Here is a 22,063-nt window from a genome sequence, read left to right as displayed (position 1 = left end):
TTTTTTATATCTGTTGTATTCCCGTGGATGAGAATCTCCGTTCGACAAAATCGTCTCGTCTACTTCCAAAGACCTACCGCCATTGTGCGTACTCGACACACGCCTTTTGCAATTCTTTAGCATTGTTCGTATTGTACTGATTTTATAAAATATATAAGCCAAAGCTTGAATGAGTATTCAGCAGGGACGTGACGCCAATTGTCAGAAAACATACATTTTTACACCAAAAATGCTGAAAAGCTGACTGCACAATACAATAGTGTGTCCTTTGAAAAGGTACATCAGAGCTGGCTATCTGAAATTCCTGATGAAGGCTTTGTACTGGATGTCGGTGCTGGCTCCGGGCGCGATGCCCGCTATCTGGCAGCAAAAGGGCTAACCGTCTTTGCTGTTGAGCCTGCAGCCGGCATTCGAGAACAGGCTCGGCGGTATACCGTAAATCAGAATGTTCACTGGATTGACGACAAGCTGCCTTCTCTGGATAAAGTCTTTAATCTGCAGACAAAATTCGACCTCATTCTTCTTAGTGCTGTATGGATGCATATTGCACCGTCAGAACGTGAACGCTGCATTCGTAAAGTAAGCTCGCTGCTTAAAGCCAGCGGCAAAATTATCATTTCTTTACGCCACGGCGCATGTAGCGATGAACGAACGATGCACCCTGTGCCGGCCGATGAGCTTGCTGTGTTTGCCAGAACGTTCGGCCTGGCTTTCAGGTTGATAGATGAAAATAAGCGTCGTGATGAGTTAGGCCGTGACGATGTGAGTTGGCAAACCGTTATCCTCACATTACCTGACGATGGCTCTGGCGCTTTTCCACTGCTTCGCAATATCATCATGAACGACAATAAGTCATCCACCTATAAAGTGGCGCTGCTGCGAGCACTGTTGAGGATTGCTGAAGGGCATCCGGGTGCGGTAATAGAACGAAGGCTGGGGCATGTTGTGTTGCCTCTTGGTCTCGTTGCACTTTACTGGGTTAAGTTGTTTAAGCCACTGGTCGATCATTTTAAAATTCCCCAAAGCAGTAATATCAATCGGGGATTGGGTTTTGTAAAAGATGGAGGCTGGAATGCGCTGTCTTCTTTTACGGCAAACGATTTTTATATTGGTGCCATGTATCTGCAACCTGAGCTTGCTCAAGCGGTATATCAAACGATGAAGGATGTCGCTGTCACTATTCGTGATATGCCGGTTCGCTACACAACGTTGCCGGGAACCGGTGAGGGCATTTTTCTGGCTGAAACCCAGCGAACCAAAAAACCATCCGGAAGCCTTGTTCTGGATGCTGACTTCCTTACTTCACTGGGTCGCTTTTACGTGCCGGTGAATATCTGGGATTCGCTTACCCGTTTCAGCGTATGGATAGAGCCGTCACTGGTAAATGAATGGGCCGGGCTTATGCAGAGTTACGTTAAAAATACTGACGTAGCGTTTTCCAAAGCCGATTTATTAAATGCGCTTATCTGGGAAGATCCTAAAAGAACAACAACGCGAGTCAGAAATCGCATCAATGAATTGCTTCAAACCGGCAGTGTGAATTGTTGCTGGTCCGGGAAAGCGATTCGCCTGCCGAGCTATGCCGTGGATCATGCTATGCCTTTTGCTCGCTGGCCGAACAACGATTTATGGAATTTGCTGCCAACCCAGTCAGCTGTGAACAGCAGTAAATCTGATAAACTGCCCTCATCTGTGCGCATGATGAACAGCAAAAGCCTGATTACCGAATGGTGGGAACAGGCCTGGGACGAACAGGCCGATGAATTTTTCATACAGGCAAATCTGTCACTGCCCAATCTGTCGGCCAGTAACCGAAGCTTTGTGAACGTATTCGAAGCGATGACTATTCAAAGAGATCGAATCAAGGACTTTCAGCAACTGATGGAATGGTGACAGCAAATAAAAAGTATTTCTTTGCTGTTTCGCGCACTGCTTGATTGCTTAAACCTAAACCTCCTCCTGAGGCTCGCCATCATCCAATTTAGCTACTGACTTTTCTTCCGCTGGCTTCGTTATGACTTTGCCCATCGTACCCCATTTGACCTTCGGGTTGAGCAGTACCGGCCGCGTCAGAATCAGGTTATTCGGGTACATCAGTGTTTCGCGATCTGCTGTCACTAAGCGCGAACTAAACGGGCCGATATCGGCAATAATCCCCTCAATGTAATTATCACCATCCAGAATACGAACATAATTTCCTCTACGGTAGGCCACATTGGTTAACAAAATGAAATATGCCGTAATATTGCTGATCAGCGACCAGCTGGCAAACAGCGCCACGCCCGTGACCGTGAGGATAGACGTGGATAACACCAACAGCCCTGAAAAGTCGATGCCCCATGCGAGTAACAACAACGCGATAGAAATTATTGCAACCAGCACTCTGGCTACAAATAGCCCCTTGATGGCGCTGTTGGATTTTAACTTCGACTTTTCCATGTTGGCTTCAAGTTTTGGTAGTAGCTTTTGGGAGGTTGCCAAATAAATCAGTAACACTACTACGCTCCACACCACATTCGACTGGTATTCAGTCAACCACTGCAACAGTGTGTGCCACCACTCATTCATTACACTAAACCTCGAAACTAATTTAACGCGCAGAGTATAAGTAGAATTGATGGTATGTACTAGCCATAGACGCGGTTTTGTTCTTTAGCAAAACCAGCGCCTCGCTAATGCTGATTACAGCGAAAATCCTCTGCCGATATGCTCGTTTCAGAAGCCCATTAACGTTTTTTGTGCCGTCAGGCAAAAAGCGTCATTCGCCCCTCATCGCCCCACAATACCCTTTCACAAAGTCGGCATGCTCTGGCAGCTGTTTGACCGCGGCCAGCACACGCTCGCGCTGCTGTTTAAGAGAGTTTTGTAGCTGCTCATCGGTAAGCATAGTCGCGGCCGGATGAAAGTGTGTTGGCGCAATACCCTGACCGAGCATGACCTGGGTCCAGGAGTCGACGCGAAACAGCTCGTTTTGTTTTTGAAAGGCGTGGGCCTGCGCTTTGAAAAGCGTAATGCGTTCAGCCAGCGAATCCGGCACATCCATGGTTTTACATTGTTGCCAGAACGGGCTGTCTTCGCGTTGAGTCACATGGTAATGCAGAATAATAAAATCACGAATTCGCTCTAATTCGGCCTGAGTCTGGCTATTGTATTCAGCAATCAGCGCCGGATCGTGGCCGCTGTGGGGAAATAACTGCATAAAGCGTGTGATACCCATCATCACCAGATGAATGCTGGTGGATTCCAACGGTTCGACAAAACCACTGGCCAGGCCCAGAGCAAGACAGTTGCGGTTCCACGCCTGTTTGCGGCGGCCGGTTTTAAAACGCAATGTTTTAGGCGTGGTCAGCGGCTCACCTTTGACGTTTTTTAACAGGGTGTCACGGGCTTCATCGTCACTCATAAATCTACTGGCGTAGACTAAGCCATTACCAACGCGATGTTGCAAAGGGATCTCCCACTGCCAGCCAGCGTGATGCGCCGCTGCGCGGGTATAGGGCGGGGCAGGCTGGGTGCTTTGCGTTTGTACCGCACAGGCGCTGTCACACATCAGCCATTGCGACCAGTCTTCAAATCCGGTGTTCAGGGTTTCTTCAATCAATAAACCTTTAAATCCGGTGCAGTCGATAAAAAAGTCGCCCTCAACAATATCGCCATCCTGCAGGTGCAGCGCTTTGATATCGCCGTTATCATGCTGGGCCACATGTTCAATCACCCCCTCAGTGCGAACTACACCCAATGCGCTACAAAACCGCTTGAGAAATTCTACATAGTCGCCGGCATCCAAATGATATGCGTACTGAATATTACTTTTGGGCGAGGTGGCAAACTTATGCTGGCGCGCAGCCTCCAGCTCAAAGCAGTAATCGCCATAGTCGCCCTGGAATCCTCGTGCTTTTGCGCTTAAGTGAAAATGGACAAATTCAGCCAGCCAGCTTTGCTGGCCCGTCACGCCAAAAGAATGGATATAGCTGTCACCTATGTCTCCCCAGTTTTCAAACTGTATACCCAGTTTGAACGTGGCAGCGGTGGCGCGCATAAATGCCTGCTCATCAATTTGCAGCAGTTTATGAAAGGTGCGCAACGGCGGGATAGTGGCCTCGCCAACACCGATGGTACCGATAACCTCAGATTCAATAACCCGTACATTGACCAGCTGGCCCATTTTTCGGGCCAGTGCAGCGGCGGCTATCCAGCCTGCGGTGCCGCCCCCGGCAATAACAATATTTTTTGGATGCGCTGTCATAATGCAACTACTTATTCAGTTGGTTGGTGATTAATGCCCGTAAACGCCGGGCACTGGCTTCGTCCAGCTCGTCGAGCATACCTTTGCCTGCATCAGGGATATGGGCCGCCGGCATCTGAGCATCATTAAACACATAATAATCAAACAAGGATTTAAACGCGGCTTTTTCCCGTTCAGGGCGATCGCGAATGGCCAGCATGGCATGATAGAGGGCTGGCATGCCGCTGCCCAAAAATGCGGGCGCCTGTGACCACCAGTAATTCACCAGAATATTAAAATCACTCAGCCCTTCTACCTGATGCCACCACATACTGGGAATAAAAATACCGTCGCCGGGCCCAAGCTCTGCTATTTGGGCGTGCCTGAGTGCTTCTTTAAAGCGGGGGTGGGCGGTGAAATCCGGGTGATGAAAATCAACCATGCTGATTACCTGTCCGCCGGGGGTGCGTTCCACGGGTCCCGGATAAAGGTTGGCAACCTGGTCAGGTGGAAATACCACAATGCGGCGTTTACCGGCTACACAACAAGCGATATTTTCCAGGCAATCAAAATGGCACGACGCCAGTGACTGGTTGCCTACCCAGATGCTGACCAACGGGTCGTGCTGTGCTTCAGGGATAAGGTGCGGGGTGGCGGAAAACTGAACCTGTGCTTTAAGCTGTGGAAAAAATGTGTCCAGCGGGGCAGAGGCCATATAAAGAGACTTATCGTCAGCCCCGGCCACAAGCTCAGCTAACAACTCAGTCACATTGCCGCGCACACTCTCATAATTAAGCGAAGCGGCATTCTGCGCATAAAAATACTTACCCTTTATTGATGCCGGGGCCCGGTAAATCATTGAGGGACGGCCGTTATAAAATGATTGTATATAGTCGGCGGCATCGGCGGCGCTTTGCTGTGCCTTTTGGGTCAGTGCCCAGTGCTGTGCAATTCCCCGTAGCACCAGTGGCTGGGCTGTGTGTGTAAGCGTCGCAAGATCCGGTGCATCAATGGCCCGGACCTGCGCAATCGCGTTGCTGATACCTGCCAGCGAATCAGGCATAGCCCTGTTGCTCATGGTGTTTACGAATATTTTTCAGGTCAATCAGGGTTTGCAGGTTGGTCAGTGAGCTCATAACTAAAAACAGCCCCTGTAACAAGCCTTGCTGATGTAATTGATGTAATTCACCGGGCCCCAGCGCCGCCACTTTTTCATCACTGACCGTATAGTGTCCGGAAAGCGTCAGCGCCGTGCCATCGCTAAGTTCAATATCAACATTCAAAGGTTCCAGCAATGCCAGTTCATGCCATGCACTGATCATATCCCTGGTGACCGACGCCCCAGAGTGTATCAGGTGCAGCACTGAGGCCATCCGGTTCAGATAATCAGAATTCCCGCCCTTGGGTAAGAACAGTGGTTTGCCTTCGCTGGTGGAGAGTTTCGGACTGTCTGTGTCTACATGGACCATCACCTCGTTGCCGTTATCGTGCAGACCAATTGCAAACGGCCCGCGGGCAACCATCGCCGGTACATAATCTGCCGCCCAGCCGTGTTGTGCACGTAAATTTTCATAATCTGCCGGCAGGCTTTCTGTCAAAAATAAGTTTTCATTCCGCTCCAGGCCCAGTAGTGCGGTCATCGTAAACCCGCCATTTTTTTCATCAGGGTAAAACAATACCGGATAATGCTTTGTCACATTCGCCAGCTCTGTGGCAAAGACCGGCACAGAAGCAACATTATCGCCACAGTCGGCCCGATACTGCGTAATGATCCGCAGATCTTTATGGGTGACGTTGTCAAGGAGGGTGTAGTTACTCATCATTTACCTTCTTTTTCTAAACCTGCTGCGCTTAGCATCACTGCTTTAAAATTGTTATGGAGAATCCTCATTCACATTGTTGTAAATTTCGATTTTCCATAATAACTTTGCAAATAATCCTTACCGGTCAGCATGATGTTTAATGGCTCTCGAATTTAGGCTCTATCAAGTCTGGCAGTACTGTTAATGTCGCCCAAGAATGTGTGATTGCTCGCTTGTGAAGGTATTCACCTACTCTGCATCTTGATTCAAGCTCAAACGCATGCAGGCCACCGAAGTGGCCTGGTATGAATTGTGTTTTAGCCGCCGTTAGAAAGTATAGCGTGCACCAAGATTGTAGCGTGCACCTAAATCTTCTAAATACCAGAGCTGGTTCGGCGTCCTGCCGTGCTCACGACTATTCTCACCGGTCACGTTGATACCTTCAATAAACACGGAGAGGTTCTCGTTAAAGTCATAGCTTACATTCATATCAATCTGATAATAGTCTTCGATATAAGCTGGGTTATTAGAGCCTTTGTAGTTTATACGGTTGAGGTATTTTTCACGCCAGTTCCAGGCAACCCGGGCGGTCCAGCCGTAGTTTTCGTACAGCAAAACCAGGTTGGCGGTATCACTCAGGCCGGTAAGGGCAAACTGTGACACATTCGGGTTACCTTCGTTGTCAAAACCAATGTCGCCACGCACGATAGTGTAGTTGGCCTGAACACCAAAGCCGGTTTCACCGAAGAAATGCTGCACGGCAAACTCACCACCATACAGTTTTGCTTCCCGGTTGTTTTGCGGCACTGAGGTACGGAAGGTAAGCTCAGGGTCGCCTTCCTGAGGGATTAGATCCCATCCGGGAGTTTCGCCTAATTCCAGAATCTGCTCAGCTGAACCGGTGTAATCATCGGCGCCATTCGGGAATGCCTGCGGCTGTTCAAGCAGCACCATCATGGCAAACAGCGACGTATCATCTACAGCAAAGCCACGCTCGCGCAGTGCATTAGCCGCTGCGATGGCGCGAGGGCCGGAAGTTTGGTCCTGAATGCCGAAGAATGTGCGATCCTGCTGACCTGTTCCGATAAAGTTAGCCACACGCTTTTCAAAAAAGCCAGCAGAGACATAACTGGTTTCGTCGTAATACCATTCCAGCGACAGGTCAAAGTTATCAGATTCCAGCGGTAACAGCGCCGGGTTGGATGAACTTGCTGTGGCTCGGGCACCGTTTAAGGTTGATCCGGTCAGGCCAAAGTTACTGGGTGAGACCCGTAGTGACCCGTAACCTGCACGGGCAATGGTTTTACTGTAGGAAAAACGGCCCTTAACATCATCTGTCAACATGATGTCAAAATCGAGGCTCGGCAGCAGGTTGTCGTAATCTGCTTCAACGGCCAATGGCTGTGCGACAGTTTCAGGGTTAGTAAATACGCTGAAATCGTTATTGTTTTCCCATATCAGGTAGCTTGGCGGAGTCACCAGTGAAGAAGAGTTCACATCGGTGGTTTCGTAGCGTATACCAGCCAGGACATTGATAGGCATGTCATTCCATTCAGACTGCACATGCACCTGGAAGTAGGCCGCCATGGTATCTTCTTCTACGGTGTCGTTGGTTGAGAACACGTCACTGACACCAAAGAAATTATTTTCTGAGGGATACAGAGCGATACCTTCACGGGCCAGCGCGACGGTATCACCGGTAAAGCCGATACCCTGACTTTCACCAGTGTCGAAATCCTCAAATTCACCGCCGACATCAATCTGCTCCAGCATGCCTTCGGAAAATTCACCCGGGTTGGCAATACCCCAGTTACCCAGCGTCATATTGTCGCCGGCTGTTTGTCGGGCGTTCATTTCCATGGCGCGACCTTCTACACCAAACTGGAATTCACCGTTATCCAGGTAATAGGTACCATCGAACTTAAACTGAGTGATTTCAGTTATCTGAGATGCATGACGGAAGCGCAGAATAGATGAGCCTACATCGCCTGCATCCAGTACGCCGTTATCATTACCGCGTTGGGAGTCGTCGTATACGTTGCGATACGTGGGTAATTCACGGCCAAACCACCATTCCCGGGAGGCTACCACCGGCGCACCCAGACCTACCGCTATTTCGCCGGATGCGAGGTTGTCGCTGGGACCAGTAGGTAAACTTTCCATTTCTGAATTGTGCACATCAAAATTCAGCTTAAGGGCATCACTGTAATAATATTCAAAGTTAAAACCCAGTGAGGTTAGCGTATTGGTTTGTTCACGGTATTGCTGCTCAAAACCTTCATCCACAGTACCGTTATAATTTTCAGCCACATAAATAGGCGTTGCGACCGGACCATCATCAAATTCAACGCGGGTAATGTTTGAGCCGTTTTGCAGCCAGTTAGTAATTTCACCACGATGTTCTTTAATTTCATTTTCAGCAAACAGATAATCGAGGGTTGCTGTCATGTTATCAGCAGGTGCGTACTGCAATGTGATCTGCGCGTTTTTGCGCTCGCGCTGACGGTCTGAAAATGCATAGCGTAAGTCGTTCGGACGACCATACAGCTGCCCGGCATCCGGCACATTCTGATATACCGACATATCAGCATTGTTAAACAATGTATCCGGGTCATTCGGGTCACCCCATTCGCCAATATTCCAGTCGTTTACCGTGGCGCCGACATAACCGGAATCACGTTGCTGGATAATAGCTGCGATATTGACACCAAACTTTGCGTCATCATCGGTCCAGTTCACAATGCCGGAAACTTCCGGCGTAACATCATCGCCAACGCGGTTGGTGGTGTCATGTACAGCCTTTGCCGCCACAGACGCCGTAAAGCCAGGGTTACTAAGCGGGCGTGCCGTTAAAATGTTAATGGTTGCACCAATACCGCCGGTGGCGATATCTGCCTTACTGGTTTTATAAACCTCTACCGCGCTTACCCCTTCCGATGCAAGATTGGCAAAAGAAAAAGCACGAGTACTGCCGCCGCGGGTGGTACCGTCAGCGCCGCTACCGCCGCCGTAGGTCTGGGCTGCTGGCATCATACGACCATTTAGTGTGATCATATTGTTGCCACCGCCAAAGCCCCGTACCGTTACCTCGTTACCTTCACCGTTAGTTCGGCTGATAGATACCCCGGTAATACGCTGTAATGATTCGGCAAGGTTGGTGTCTGGAAACTTACCAATATCTTCTGCGGAAATGGCGTCTACCACGCCCACAGAGTTACGTTTAATGGATTGCGCCTCGGTCAGACTGGACTTCAGGCCTGTCACCTGAATGACTTCTACCGGCTCGCCATCCTGCTCATTTTCATTTGCCTCTTGCGCCAGAGCCGGCATCATTACACTGGTTCCGAGTAAGATTGAGAGGCTTTGGGTTAAAAGTGTCTTTTTGTATGGAATATTGCGTTTCATGTGTGTCCCCATTTCTTTTCCCTATGACTTGCTTACTACAACCTGCGTCAATCTCCGACATTCCTGGTCGAGACGGCAAATTAACTTCCTGTGAAGAGTAAACAGACTGTTAATGAATGGTAATAAGCTAGTGCTAGCAAGCTATTATCTTTTTTCACAACAGGGTGTCGATAAATTACGTGGTGGGTAAATAAATGCCGGGCCGAGGGCCCGACAAACACTACTGGCTGACCAAATTGTTATAACTTACAGGATGCCTCACCCTGATTTGAAACCACTTTTATTGCTTTTACCTGAATAGCCAGCGCATCTTCACTTTTGATTAACACCGGGTGAGTGAGCTGACTCATATCCACTGGACCGGAGAAGCAACTCAGCTTGATCAGATGACTTTGCCAGTCGCCGGTTTGACGAAAGGCGTCGGTCACATCAATGAAATGTGGTTTTTCATTTTTACTTTGCATACCCAGTTGCACAGTCCCTGCGGCAGGTTTTAGTACCTTATACTCAAATGACACAGCCATGTCGCCGTTACTCTGGCGACTGATATCCACCGTCTCACCGCTAATCCCGACGGTGGCCTTGCTCTGCCAGGTGAAAATGACAGTATCTTCCTGGGCCTGGTCATCGGCCGCGACAGCGGTTAGCGCATCGGCCGGGCTGGCAGATTGCGGCGGAAATGCGGCCTGTGTGCCAGCGTCGTCGGTTAAGGCTAATTGCCAGGGGGTCACAGGGTCTCCCGCCATCAAAAATTGTTGCGTGGCATCCTGATTGGAGTTCACCGCCTGCGTTTCGTCAAGGTTGTTGATGGTTTTTGGCGACTGGTAGGTGAGTCCGTACCCCAGCGGGAATAAAATCGCCGCAGTGTCATCTGAGCTGTCAGACTGGTCGACATGGGGCGTGGCTGGCCAGGCAAAGCTAAGTTTGCCGGTAAAATCATGCTGGGTTGTGTCATCGGCTTTACTGAGTACAACATCTGCAATGCCGCCGCCTTCCGTACCTGGTAGCCAGGCCGCAACAAAGGCATCCGAGGCATTGATTTCCGGGTTGACCCACATGGGCCGGCCCGACAAGAACACAGAAACCGTTGGAATGCCTTCGTTTTGTAAAGATTTTAAAAGCTCAAGGGCAGTGGTGTCCGGGTAGTCAAGGTGCGACCTGTCCCCCTGAAACTCGGCATAGGGCTGCTCGCCAAAAACCACGATTGCGACATCCGGTTGAGTAGAATAGCTGCCGTCTGGCTGATACTCCACTGTTCCGCCGGCTTGTTTAACCTGTGCCTGCAAACCTGCCAGAATGGACTGGCCATTGGGAAAGTCGCGATTGGTATTGCCAGTGCCCTGCCAGCTTAGGGTCCAGCCGCCGGCTGCCTGTCCGATATTATCTGCCGCTTCTCCGGCGACTAAAATCGTGCTGGCGGGGGAAACCGGCAGCACCTGGTTATTATTTTTGAGCAGCACCAGTGATTGTCTGACCGCCTGACGGGCCACAGCCCGATGCTCTGGCGCACTAAGCAGATCATAATTTCCGGCGTGGGGGCGCTCAGACGGCAGGCTGGAGTCCAGAATTCCGGCCCGAGCCTTAACCCGCAGAATACGGCTTACCGCTTCATCCAGCCGCGCCATGGAAATCGTGCCATCCTGCACCTGGGAAAGAGTATTGTGATACAGGGCTTTCCAGCTATCGGGTGCCATAAACATATCCAGCCCGGCATTAAACGCCTGCGGACAAGAGGTTGGTTCGCAGCCTGCAACCTGGCCATGCCCATTCCAATCGCCAACCACAAAACCGTCAAATCCCATTCGGCCTACCAGCACATCATTGAGCATGGCTTTAAAACCATGCATTTTGGTGCCGTGCCAGCTGTTGTACGAGGCCATAGCGACTTGCACGCCGGCCTGAATAGCGGGGGGATAACCTGCAGCATGAATATCTCGTAGTTCTGCTTCAGAGACCCGGCTATCTCCCTGATCTTTGCCGCCCACCGTACTGCCGTCGCCAACAAAGTGTTTAACGGTGGCAATGACATGGTCATTATCTAAAAATGAGTCTGAATTAACCTTGCCTTGCAGACCCGTCACCAGCGCCCTGGAATAGCGCGCAACGATATCGGGGTTTTCGGAATAACTTTCAAATGTGCGGCCCCAGCGATCATCCTGCGCCACCGCAACGGTGGGCGCAAATGTCCAGTCGTTACCGGTCACCCGGATCTCCCGCGCGGTGATTTCACCAATACGGGTCATCAGGTCTTCATCATCAGCTGCCCCCAGGCCAATATTATGGGGAAACAACGTTGCGCCAACAATGTTGTTATGACCGTGTACTGCGTCCACCCCCCACATCAGCGGTATCCCGACACTGCCATCAGACTTGTCGGTGGAGGCTGTCCACATAGCATCAGCCAGGGCCAGCCAGTTCTCTGGCGCAGTGCGATTGTCGTTACCAGGGGCACTGTTGCCGCCATTTAAAATCGAGCCCAGGTTATATTTTTTAACCTCTTCAGGGGTTACAGAGGCAATATCTGCCTGAATAACCTGGCCCACTTTTTCTTCCAGCGTCATTTGCTTAAGCAGTGCATCCACCTGGCGGGAAATATCAGGGTCATGACGTAATGGCGATGCCTGTTTTGGCCAGTTGTCCGGGTTGATTGTCGGTTCGTTCATCTGCGATGACTGCGGGTTGTTTACAGTGGGCCCACACCCGGCGATTGCCAGGGCAAGCATAGAAAGAATGGCTGGTTGATGTTTCACACCGAAAGTCCGTTTGTTAATAATTTATTAAAAGTTCACAGAACGGACACGTGGGGTAAAGACTAACCGCAAAAAACTCAACCAGATAACCAGAATTCGTAACCCATGGTCATAAGGGATCCGCGACAATACTGCCCAGTACGTAAACCAGTGGTGCGTTCCAGTTGATGGCGACTTCATTGGTAGAATAACTGCACCAGGCATCGAGATAAGACAGTGCAGGCAAATCTGAGGGATACTGACAATTGTCCTGATGGCCGTTTTGCGGGCCGCCTGCCAGCCACCCGGGCACCGGGTCTGCTATACCATCAGCTTCTGAGGGGCGATGATGAATAAAACGGGGTGACTGTTTGCCAAAACCTGTTACAAAACTATAACCGGTGGGGTTCCTGCCGCTTATATAGTCTACCAGCGCCAGCGATGCGTCGCGGTACGCGCGTTGGTTATCCAGCGACCAGGCAACCTCTAAAAGCATGGCCTTATTCATCATTACAGCATTACTGCCCCAGACAAAGTCATCAGCGATTGCCGGTATCCGAAATGCATTGTTCTGCTGGATTGTTACAAGTTGATCGGCGTGGCCTGAAAAAGCGCGCTTTAGTTTCTCGTAGGCAGAGGCCGGCAGCAATGCCCTGGCATCCCGTAGCAAAGAAAGATAACTCAGACCGGTGGTACTGGCCCATGAGGGAACTGATACATCAGCCAGCTGCTTTATGCTGCGTACAAGCATAGCTTGGTTCTGTGAGCTGATAGCGTACTCAATGTTAGCCCAGTTATGTTCATCGGTTAGCGCTGTATCACCATATTCACCGGTACTCACGCGCTCTTCATTGCGGTAATATTGCTGCGGATTGTCCTGCGCCCATGCCAGAGCCCGAGAGGCTCGCTCCAGGTACATCTCTGACTGTTCTTCAAACAGCCGTGCTGCCACCGCCATGACAGCGGCAAAGTTCAGTGTGGCTGCGGTACTTTTGGCTGTGGTGTAACGCTGCGCAACGGCTGCATCAGGCATAACAGGCCCGGCAAAATTGAGGGTGGTCAGCTTATGATACACACCGCCGTCGGTATCCTGCATGCTAACCATCCAGTCCAGGTTCCACATTATCTCATCCAGAATATCGGGGCGCTCATTCATAGACTCAGGAATATTCCAGTACCTGTTTGTATAAAAATCAGGGTGGTCGAGATAGGCGCGCATCAGGGTATAGGTGGTGATGCCTGAATTGACCATGTATTTGTTGTAATCGCCTGCATCATACCAGCCTTTCCGGTGAGCGGTGGTGTTGCCCGATGTTGAATTGATGCGCTGGACCGAGGTGTCCGCATGGCCGGCTGAACGGTGCCACTTGCCGGCGAAGGCCGGATCAAGTGCCAGCCCGGCCCGGGCATAATAAAATGCTTTGATAGCGGCATCATGTAATGCGCCATAAGGATTTGTGCTGATTGAAAAGAACACCGGTTCAGCGCCCTTTATATTAAGCCGGTATTCGCCGGGTTCAGTAACGCCAGTTAAGTCCGCCCGGGAGACCGGCTGGCCCGCCAGTGCCCAGGTCTCAGTGGGCGTGGTTTTGCTTTTCATCACCGGTTGATTGGTCTTAAGCTCTGTGACCGTAAATGGCTTTGTGCTGTCAGCAAAAAGAACGGCGATTTTATTCTGGTGAGGCAGAAAACCCCATTGATTGATGAACACACTGCGGGAAGGATCAGCAGACTTGAACCATGGCGCGAGAAACAGCGCAATAACAGCCGTGACAACAATAAGCCCGGTGAGCATAAACAAAATGCGTTTTTTATTCATTCGTCGGTGCATCCTTACCAGCTTGATTTAACTTATATTCGAACGGCGCAAGGGGCCAGCCCTGGCTGTCGGTAATACTATAAACCGGGTTGTTCGCCCAGGCATAACGGATCCTAACGGGGTTGGACACCCTGGGATGGGACAAAGTAAACGTATCCTCTTTGTGTGAAACATTAGCCCAGTAAAAGTGGCCATCTTCACCTGCCAGGGTAAACCCTGACCCGTCGCCGGCGGTTACCCGAAGCCCCTGCGGATCGGTGATTGTCAGTGTCACACGCTCGCCGTCAACGCTGACATCTGTAACCTGCGGGCCCTGAGCATTTACATCACGGCCATAAATCGCCCGGCGGGCCTGACTGGCCAGACGGTTGCCGACGATGCGCTTGTTGACCGGATGAATATCGTTGTACTCCCCGGCATCGATTATACTTACCAGATGAGCATTAGGACTTTGCGCTGCCTGTGCCTGCTCCGCGCGCAGTTGAGCCCAGTTACTTTCTTCAGGTGCTGTTTGGGGCGCCATGTAATTTGCCAGCTGCACAATAAAAAAGGGTAACTCCGGCAGTTGCCATTTGCTGCGCCAGTGATTCATCATGGCAATCAGCTTGTCGCTGTAGTCAGCCGGCGAGTCAGTATTGGATTCACCCTGATACCAGATAACCCCGGATAGCGGGTAATGAGTAAGCGGGGCAATCATGGCATTGTACAAACCAGTAGGCTTCCAGCGAATGAATGTCTGCTCCGGCGCAGGCTCATTCACCTGTACCGCTGGTTTTGCCTGCCAGTCACCCGCCAGGGAGATGCGCTGCTGCGACGTGCCGATAAAATACGCTTTGTCTGGGAAAAACTCGGTGCGCAGATTATTTGCCGTAATTCTCACGGCGATGGTGTTTTCACCTTTTTTAAGAACGTTATCCGGCACCGGATAACGGCGCGGCGGATAATGGTAGGTGGTGTTGCCCACCCGGACGCCGTTAATCCAGACCTCATCTGCATCTCTGATCCGCCCCAGGCGCAGAAAAACAGAGCCTTGCGGAATGACATTCAGGTTTACGGTTTTTCTTGCCCACCAGCTACCCGTGAAGCCTTCTTTGGCAAAATCCGGCGTACCCGGCACGGTGAAGGTCTGCCAGTCTGCGCTATCGAACTCAGGTGAATACCAGTAAGGCTCGGTTAAGCCCTCATCCTGGCGAGTTAATTTGCCGTACCAGTCATCGGCTGCAACCTGATCATTCTGGCGGGTTTGTTCGATAAACGTCGATTCTTTAAAAGGCGCAGCGTCGCGAAGGTATTGCGGATAATCAGCAAGCAGTTGTGGGGCCATCCAGGCCTCTATCGGAGAACCGCCTAGAGAAGCATTGATAATGCCGACTGGTACCCCTTCATAACGATAAATATGACGGGCGAAATAATGCGCAATAGCTGACAGTGTCAGAATATCTTCGGTCTGTGCGGTTTTCCACTGAGCCGCCGCTGGCGCTGCTAAAGGCGTATTAAAATCATAGGTGTCTGGCACGGTAAATTCACGTATCAGCGGATAATTCGCCTGTTCTACATCAGTCGGATAAGCTTCTTCTACCCGCGCCATGGTCAGTTCCATATTTGACTGCCCGGACACCAGGTAAACATCCCCAAAATAGATATTCTGAATGCTAAGCGATACGTTGTCGCCAGTGACCGTCAGGGTATGGGGGCCACCAGCTTGTTGTGCTGGCAAAGAATAGGTCCAGCGACCATCGATAACCTGCTCGCTGCCAAGAGATTTACCATCGAGGCTTAAGCTGAGTGATTGTGCTGTATCACTAAATACCGTAACCGGCACTGTTGTGTTGCGCTGCAGTAATGCGTTATCGCTAAATAGGGGGTGGAAGTGAGTGTCGCCCCATGCTGTCAGTGACACCATGGAAAACAAAAAGATAGCCACGCGCATGCGTTAAACTCCGCAAAACAAAAAGGTGCAGCAAGCGCTGCACCTTGTTCGAGTGGTTAAAGTTATTTGAAGATGACCTGATTAACCATATTTTCCAGCATTTCCTGCTGGCCTGATACATGTTTAGGATCCAGGTTATTTTGCTCGGTATGACTGGCCAGTGCCTCAAGACTGAAGTTGCCATCGGCAATTTTCTTACCAAAGTCAGACTCCCAGCCCTGATAACGTTTGGTTTTAACACTATCCATAAAGTCGTTCTCAATCATTGCTGCAGCTTTCTTCAAACCTAGTGCGCAGGTATCCATGCCGCCAATATGGCCGTGGAACAGGTCAGCCGGATCAATGCTCTGACGACGCAGCTTGGTGTCAAAATTAAAGCCACCTGACGTATAGCCGCCATTTTTGAGGATTTCGTAACAGATAAGGGTCATTTCTTCTACGCTGTTAGGGAACTGATCAGTATCCCAGCCCAGTTGCGCGTCGCCCCGGTTGGCATCAATAGAACCAAAAATGCCCAGCGCAAAAGCGGTGGCGATTTCATGATGGAAGGAATGGCCCGACAAGGTTGCATGGTTTGCCTCGATATTAACCGCAAATTCTTTTTCCAGACCGAATTCTTTCAAAAACCCATACACAGTGGCTGTATCGTAGTCATACTGATGCTTAGTTGGCTCCTGCGGCTTCGGCTCAATAAGCAGCAAACCGTCAAAACCAATTTTATGCTTATGCTCTACGACCATATTCATGAAGCGACCCAAATTGTTACGCTCACGTTTAAGATCGGTATTTAGCAGTGTTTCATAACCTTCACGGCCGCCCCATAATACATAATTAGCGCCGCCCAGTTTTTTGGTTGCATTCATTGCATGAAAGACCTGGGTCGCCGCGCGAGCAAAGATTTCCGGATCCGGATTCGTGGATGCACCCGACATATAGCGCGGATTACTGAACACGTTGGCTGTGCCCCAAAGGAGCTTCATGCCGGTTTCTTCCTGCTTGGCCGCCAGCACGTCCGTCATTTTGGCAAAATTATTGACGTAATCTTTTACCGAGTCACCTTCAGGCGCTACATCCACATCGTGGAAGCAGTAGTAGGGCGCACCGAGCTTGGCGAAGAAGTCGAACGCGACATCCGCTTTTTGTTTAGCCCGCTCCATGGCATCACCTGGCTGTAACCAGGGACGATTAAACGTAGGGCCACCAAAAACGTCAGCGCCATCCCAACAGAAATTATGCCAGTAACAGCTGGCAAAACGCAGATGTTCTTCCATCGTTTTGCCCAGAATTTTTTCCTTTGCGTTGTAATGTTTAAACGCCAGAGGGTTGGTAGAGTCCGGCCCTTCGAATTCAATAGGCGCAATGTCGCTAAAATAATTTGCCATGAGTCACTCCTTAATGAGTTTGTGGCGAGCATAAAGTTTGTTGATTAATGGTAACCATCCCATGCACCACAACAATTATGTAAATTTGATGTTGTTTTGTGTTTTTTAGTTGGCTTTAGAAATGGGATTCCACAGCGAAATATAATTCGCGGAACTTTTGACGACGTTTCAGGTAGACATCAAAATGTGAATTGTCAGGCTCAAAGGTTTTTACCAGCTTAGGAAACGGGCAGATATAAGACGGCTTGATGTCCGGGTTCATGGCCATCTGGGCCAGTCTGGCTGCGCCCAGTGCCGGGCCCACGTCGCCACTTTGACGCAGATTCATGGCAAGTCCGCTAACGTTGGCCAGCATCTGGCACCAGTAACTGCTGCGCACGCCGCCACCAATGAGGCTGATGCCGTCGGCCTGCACGCCACAGCCGTGGACTGCATCAATACCATCGGCGAGCGCCATGGACACACCTTCCATCACTGCGCGGGCCATATGCGCCCGGGTGGTCGCAGATGTAATACCGAAAAACATGCTTTTGGCTGCCGGGTTATTGTGAGGGGTGCGTTCACCGGTCAGATACGGCAGAAAGTAAGGCGTGGCAGCATCATCAATGCCGGTGTTTTGCTCAACATCGGCGGTCAGTTCGGCCACGTCCTGATAACCGGCATTAGCGGCATACCACTGTAAACAACTGGCGGCACTTAGCATGACTGACATCAGATGCCAGCGATCCGGCAGGGCATGACAAAAACTGTGGACGGCGGATTCCGCATTACTGCGAAATTCACGGGTAACCGCAAAATAAACCCCGGAAGTTCCCAACGACAGCATCGCCTGACCAGGGTTAATTATACCGCACCCTATGGCACCGGCGGCGTTGTCACCCGCGCCGGCAACCAGCGCCACTTCGCGCATGCCCCAACGTTTACACAGCGAGGGCGACACTGTTCCGGTCACCTGGCTACCTTCATATAATGCAGGCATTTTGTCCCGAGTCAGGCCGGAGGCTTCAAGTAGTGCATCATCCCAGTCTCGTTTACCGACATCCAGCCAGATAGTACCGGCCGAATCAGACATGTCACTGGCATAATCGCCACTCAGGCGGTAGCGCAGATAATCTTTAGGCAACAGCACCTTATCGATACGGTTGAAGATTTCCGGCTCATGTTTTTTAACCCATAACAGCTTTGGCGCGGTAAAACCGGGCATCACCAGGTTTCCGGTGATCTCGGTCACAGAAGGGACTAGCTCAGTCAGTTCAGCACACTCGGCCTGACTACGGCCATCGTTCCACAAAATAGCCGGGCGCAGCACGTTACCGCCGCGTCCCAGCAGCGTGGCACCATGCATCTGACCGGCAAAGCCAATGGCGCTCACCGGCGCCAGATTATGGGATTTGCTCAGTTCATCAAGACACTCGCAGGTTGCTGTCCACCAGTCCTGAGGATTCTGCTCAGACCACATAGGGTGGGGAATGGACAGACTCAGCTCTGCGCTCGCACTTGCGATGAGTTCGCCATCGGTGTTGGTCAGAATAACCTTTACGCCGGATGTACCTAAATCAATACCTATGAACATGTAATTACGCTAAAACAGTGAAGGATTGTTCATATCCTGATTATCAAAACCGAGAAGAACAATTATGATTTTTTGTAATTTTTTTGTTAATTCAGATTATCTGTATTAGTATCAAGGAGCCTGATAAATATCATAATGATTTTTACTTAATTTAGTTTTGCGGGGCACGTATGTTTGACAATAAGCACAGTATAACCGTGTTGTTTAATGCCAATAAGGTATATGACAGACAGATTATTGAAGGGATAGGCAGTTATCTTCAGTCATCCAAAGTAGATTGGGATCTGTACCTGGAAGAAGACTTTATGGCCCGGCTAGATCATCTGGATGAATGGAGTGGTGACGGCATTATCGCTGATTATGACAACCCTGAAATTCAGGTTGCCCTGCAGAAAGCCAAGGTGCCCGTGGTTGGGGTAGGTGGCTCTTACCGAGAGCCAGGCGACTATCCCGATGTACCCTATGTGGCTACGGATAACTTTGAACTGGTCAATGCCGCCTTTCAGCATCTTAGACAAAAAGGCATTCAGCGGTTTGCGTTTTACGGCGCGCCGGTGGATGAACATCATCGATGGGCCCAAGAGCGTGAGAACGCAATGTTAGACCTCACCGCCAAAGAAGGCTATGAATGCTATGTTTACCGGGGGCATCCGGTCCGGCCTGAAACCTGGCAGTACACCATCAAACGGCTGGCCGACTGGTTGCGCAGCCTGCCCACGCCGATTGGTATTGTCGCAGTAACAGATGCCCGGGCCCGGCATCTTTTACAGGTTTGCGATCATATCGGTATGCTGATCCCTGACCGAATGTCAGTGATTGGCATTGATGATGATGAAATTGCCCGATTCCTCAGCCGCGTCAGCTTAAGTTCTGTCAAGCAGGGGTGCCTGGAGATGGGCTACCAGTCAGCAAAATTACTGCATAAAATTCTCGATGGTTACAAAGGACCCAAGCGGCCTATCCTGGTCCCGCCTGAAAGAGTGGCAGAGCGCCAGTCCACTGATTATAAAGCCATTGCAGATCCGAATGTGATGCAGGCAATGCACTTTATCCGGCAGAATGCCTGTCGAGGAATTAAGGTCGATCAGGTACTCGACTATGTCGGCGTCTCGCGCTCAAATCTTGAAAACCGCTTCAAAGACGAGCGAGGTCACAGTATTCATACCGAGATACATAATGAAAAACTGCAAAAAGCCTGCAAAATGTTGCGGGAAACCGATGAGTCCACCTCTCAGATAGCCAAGATTTGTGGTTATCCTTCGTTGCAGTACATGTATGCGGTATTTAAAAAGCACTATCAGAAAACACCCATTGAGTATCGTGAGGCCGTTAAGCCTGCGCCGGTGGAAATTGAGCTGGATATGGTGCGAGCGGCGAAGTAGATATTACCGGATTGCCCTGTTCTGTTGGTAGTATGTGTATTGATGATTGTTTAACAGGATGTAAAAAAAAACAAAAACAGAGCGTGTAATCATAATCGGGTTTGTTTGAAGTTATCGTCAGTAAGCCGGTACATTTACCTGCAAAAAATAAGTAGGAAAATAAAGCATGGCCCGATTTTTACCTCACAAGGCGATAGTGTTACTGGCGGCTCTCATACCTGTGGCACAAGTTCAGGCAAAAGCTACCTTTGAGTGGTTTGATTATAAGGCGGCTGATTCAACGCCCGTCGCGGAAAAGGGGACATTCCAAAACCCGATTTTGCCTGGCTTTTATCCTGACCCCAGTATTACGCGCAAAGACGATACCTATTTTCTGGTCAATTCGTCTTTTGCGTACACTCCTGGCTTACCCATATTTAAAAGCAATGACTTAGTGCACTGGGAGCAGGCCGGCCACGCATTGCATAAAGCATCCCAGGTTACGTTTGACGGGCTGGGTATTTCACGGGGCATTTTCGCCCCTACCATTCGCTACCATGACGGACTATTTTATATCATCACCACCGCCGTGGATGCGGGCGGTAATTTTATCATTACAGCGAAGGATCCGGCCGGTCCCTGGTCTGACCCGGTGTGGCTGCCCGAAGTAGGTGGTATCGACCCGGACCTGTTTATTGATGACGACGGGCGGGCGTATATTGCTCATAACGATGCGCCTCCGGGCGAGCCGTTGTATGACGGACACCGTGCTGTGTGGTTGTGGGAGTTGGAGCTGGACACATTAAAAGTGGTACCAGATTCGCGCAAATTGCTAATCAATGGTGGGGTTGATATTTCGAGTGAGCCGGTGTGGATAGAAGGTCCCCACATTTACCATATCAATGACTGGTATTATCTTACGTGCGCAGAGGGCGGAACCAGCGTTAACCATTCTCAGGTTGTCTTTCGCACCAGGAATCTGGATGAACCCTTTGAGCCTTATAAAAATAATCCTATTCTGACCCAGCGTGATCGACCTGAATCAAACGTGACATCCACCGGCCACGCTGACTTTATTCAAACGCCGCAGGGCGAGTGGTGGAGTGTCTTTCTGGCTACCCGCCCTTATCAGGGCAACCATTACAATACCGGGCGTGAAACATTTATTTTGCCCCTTAGCTGGGACAATGGCTGGCCCCACATCTTGCCGGCTGGTGAACCTGTGCCCGTTAATGTGCCATTGCCAGAGGCTGTGGCGAAAAATAAACCAACATTTGCCGAGAAAAGCCGTCATTTTCACGATGATTTTGAAGCGCAGGAACCAGGCCCGCAATGGCTGGCCCTCAATAACTTCAACCGGGAGTGGGTCAGTCAGGCTGACAGCGCCCTGACATTGACTCCGGTAACACCGTCGCTGGTGGTAGCAGAACAGTCAGCGTTTTTAGGAAAACGACAACAGCACCTGAGTTTTAACGCCAGTGCGCAGGTCAGCCACATCGACGCCAACACGGCCGCGGGCCTGGTGGTCTTTCAAAACCGTCGTTACCATTATTTTCTGGGCACAGAAATTGTAGCTGATGGACGCAGCGTTTTTCTGGAAAAAGTGGCAGACGGGCAGGTGACAAGGGTGGCCCAAATGCGCCTAGATGATACCCGGCAGCGGGTTGAGCTGACAGTGTCCGGCGACCAGGACACACTTCGGTTTTCTGTTACCGATCATAAAGGCAATACGCAGCAAGTCGGTGATGAACAGGCGGCAACATTGGTCAGCACACAAACCGCTGGTGGGTTTGTCGGTGCACTGATTGGTCTGCATGCCAGACACACGGAGCAATAA

Annotated in this window: 13 protein-coding genes; 3 read left to right on the top strand and 10 right to left on the bottom strand. The window is 50.5% G+C overall.

Annotated features, from left to right (window positions below):
- Positions 1-198 precede the first annotated feature (198 nt).
- Positions 199-1,893: a class I SAM-dependent methyltransferase gene (locus F458_RS0115275; RefSeq protein WP_018984307.1), complete on the top strand. Its 1,695-nt coding sequence runs from the start codon at positions 199-201 to the stop codon at positions 1,891-1,893.
- A gap of 54 nt (positions 1,894-1,947) precedes the next feature.
- On the opposite strand, the gene F458_RS0115270 is transcribed toward F458_RS0115275, so the two are convergent.
- The 10 genes from F458_RS0115270 to xylB all read right to left on the bottom strand — a co-directional run bounded on the left by F458_RS0115270 (position 1,948) and on the right by xylB (position 18,865).
- On the bottom strand, positions 1,948-2,568 hold the full coding sequence (locus tag F458_RS0115270; protein WP_018984306.1) for a mechanosensitive ion channel family protein: 621 nt from the start codon (positions 2,566-2,568) through the stop codon (positions 1,948-1,950).
- Between the two features lie 190 nt (positions 2,569-2,758).
- Positions 2,759-4,246, bottom strand: a complete 1,488-nt coding sequence (locus F458_RS0115265) for a tryptophan halogenase family protein (RefSeq protein ID WP_018984305.1) — start codon at positions 4,244-4,246, stop codon at positions 2,759-2,761.
- Between the two features lie 7 nt (positions 4,247-4,253).
- On the bottom strand, positions 4,254-5,303 hold the full coding sequence (locus tag F458_RS0115260; protein ID WP_026294713.1) for a cupin-like domain-containing protein: 1,050 nt from the start codon (positions 5,301-5,303) through the stop codon (positions 4,254-4,256).
- A complete protein-coding gene (locus F458_RS0115255; RefSeq protein WP_083928648.1) occupies positions 5,281-6,048 on the bottom strand; it encodes a SapC family protein in 768 nt (255 codons plus the stop codon). The genes F458_RS0115260 and F458_RS0115255 overlap by 23 nt, the downstream gene beginning before the upstream one ends.
- 306 nt (positions 6,049-6,354) lie before the next feature.
- The gene (locus F458_RS0115250; RefSeq protein WP_018984302.1) at positions 6,355-9,432 is read right to left on the bottom strand and encodes a TonB-dependent receptor; all 3,078 of its coding nucleotides are present in this window, start codon (positions 9,430-9,432) and stop codon (positions 6,355-6,357) included.
- Between the two features lie 239 nt (positions 9,433-9,671).
- Positions 9,672-12,182: a glycoside hydrolase family 3 protein gene (locus tag F458_RS0115245; protein ID WP_026294711.1), complete on the bottom strand. Its 2,511-nt coding sequence runs from the start codon at positions 12,180-12,182 to the stop codon at positions 9,672-9,674.
- A gap of 109 nt (positions 12,183-12,291) precedes the next feature.
- Positions 12,292-13,980 (bottom strand): glycoside hydrolase family 9 protein, encoded by a 1,689-nt coding sequence (locus F458_RS0115240; protein ID WP_018984300.1) that lies wholly within the window; start codon positions 13,978-13,980, stop codon positions 12,292-12,294.
- A complete protein-coding gene (locus tag F458_RS0115235; RefSeq protein WP_018984299.1) occupies positions 13,973-15,910 on the bottom strand; it encodes a sialate O-acetylesterase in 1,938 nt (645 codons plus the stop codon). Before F458_RS0115235 ends, F458_RS0115240 begins: the two co-directional genes overlap by 8 nt.
- A 62-nt stretch (positions 15,911-15,972) precedes the next feature.
- Positions 15,973-17,292, bottom strand: a complete 1,320-nt coding sequence (xylA, locus tag F458_RS0115230; protein WP_018984298.1) for a xylose isomerase — start codon at positions 17,290-17,292, stop codon at positions 15,973-15,975.
- A gap of 115 nt (positions 17,293-17,407) precedes the next feature.
- Positions 17,408-18,865 carry a xylulokinase gene (gene xylB, locus F458_RS0115225; protein ID WP_018984297.1) on the bottom strand — a complete coding sequence of 486 codons (1,458 nt, stop codon included), beginning with the start codon at positions 18,863-18,865 and terminating at the stop codon, positions 17,408-17,410.
- Between the two features lie 170 nt (positions 18,866-19,035).
- Here xylB and F458_RS0115220 point away from each other — a divergent pair, with 170 nt between their 5' ends.
- Both F458_RS0115220 and F458_RS0115215 read left to right on the top strand, forming a co-directional pair.
- Positions 19,036-20,247, top strand: a complete 1,212-nt coding sequence (locus F458_RS0115220; RefSeq protein ID WP_018984296.1) for a XylR family transcriptional regulator — start codon at positions 19,036-19,038, stop codon at positions 20,245-20,247.
- 166 nt (positions 20,248-20,413) lie between these two features.
- Positions 20,414-22,063: a glycoside hydrolase family 43 protein gene (locus F458_RS0115215; protein ID WP_018984295.1), complete on the top strand. Its 1,650-nt coding sequence runs from the start codon at positions 20,414-20,416 to the stop codon at positions 22,061-22,063.

Source organism: Salinimonas chungwhensis DSM 16280 (genome assembly GCF_000378185.1).
GTDB classification, from domain to species: Bacteria; Pseudomonadota; Gammaproteobacteria; order Enterobacterales; family Alteromonadaceae; genus Alteromonas; species Alteromonas chungwhensis.
Note: the sequence above shows the minus strand (reverse complement) of the source record. Positions and strands in the feature narration are given on the sequence as shown.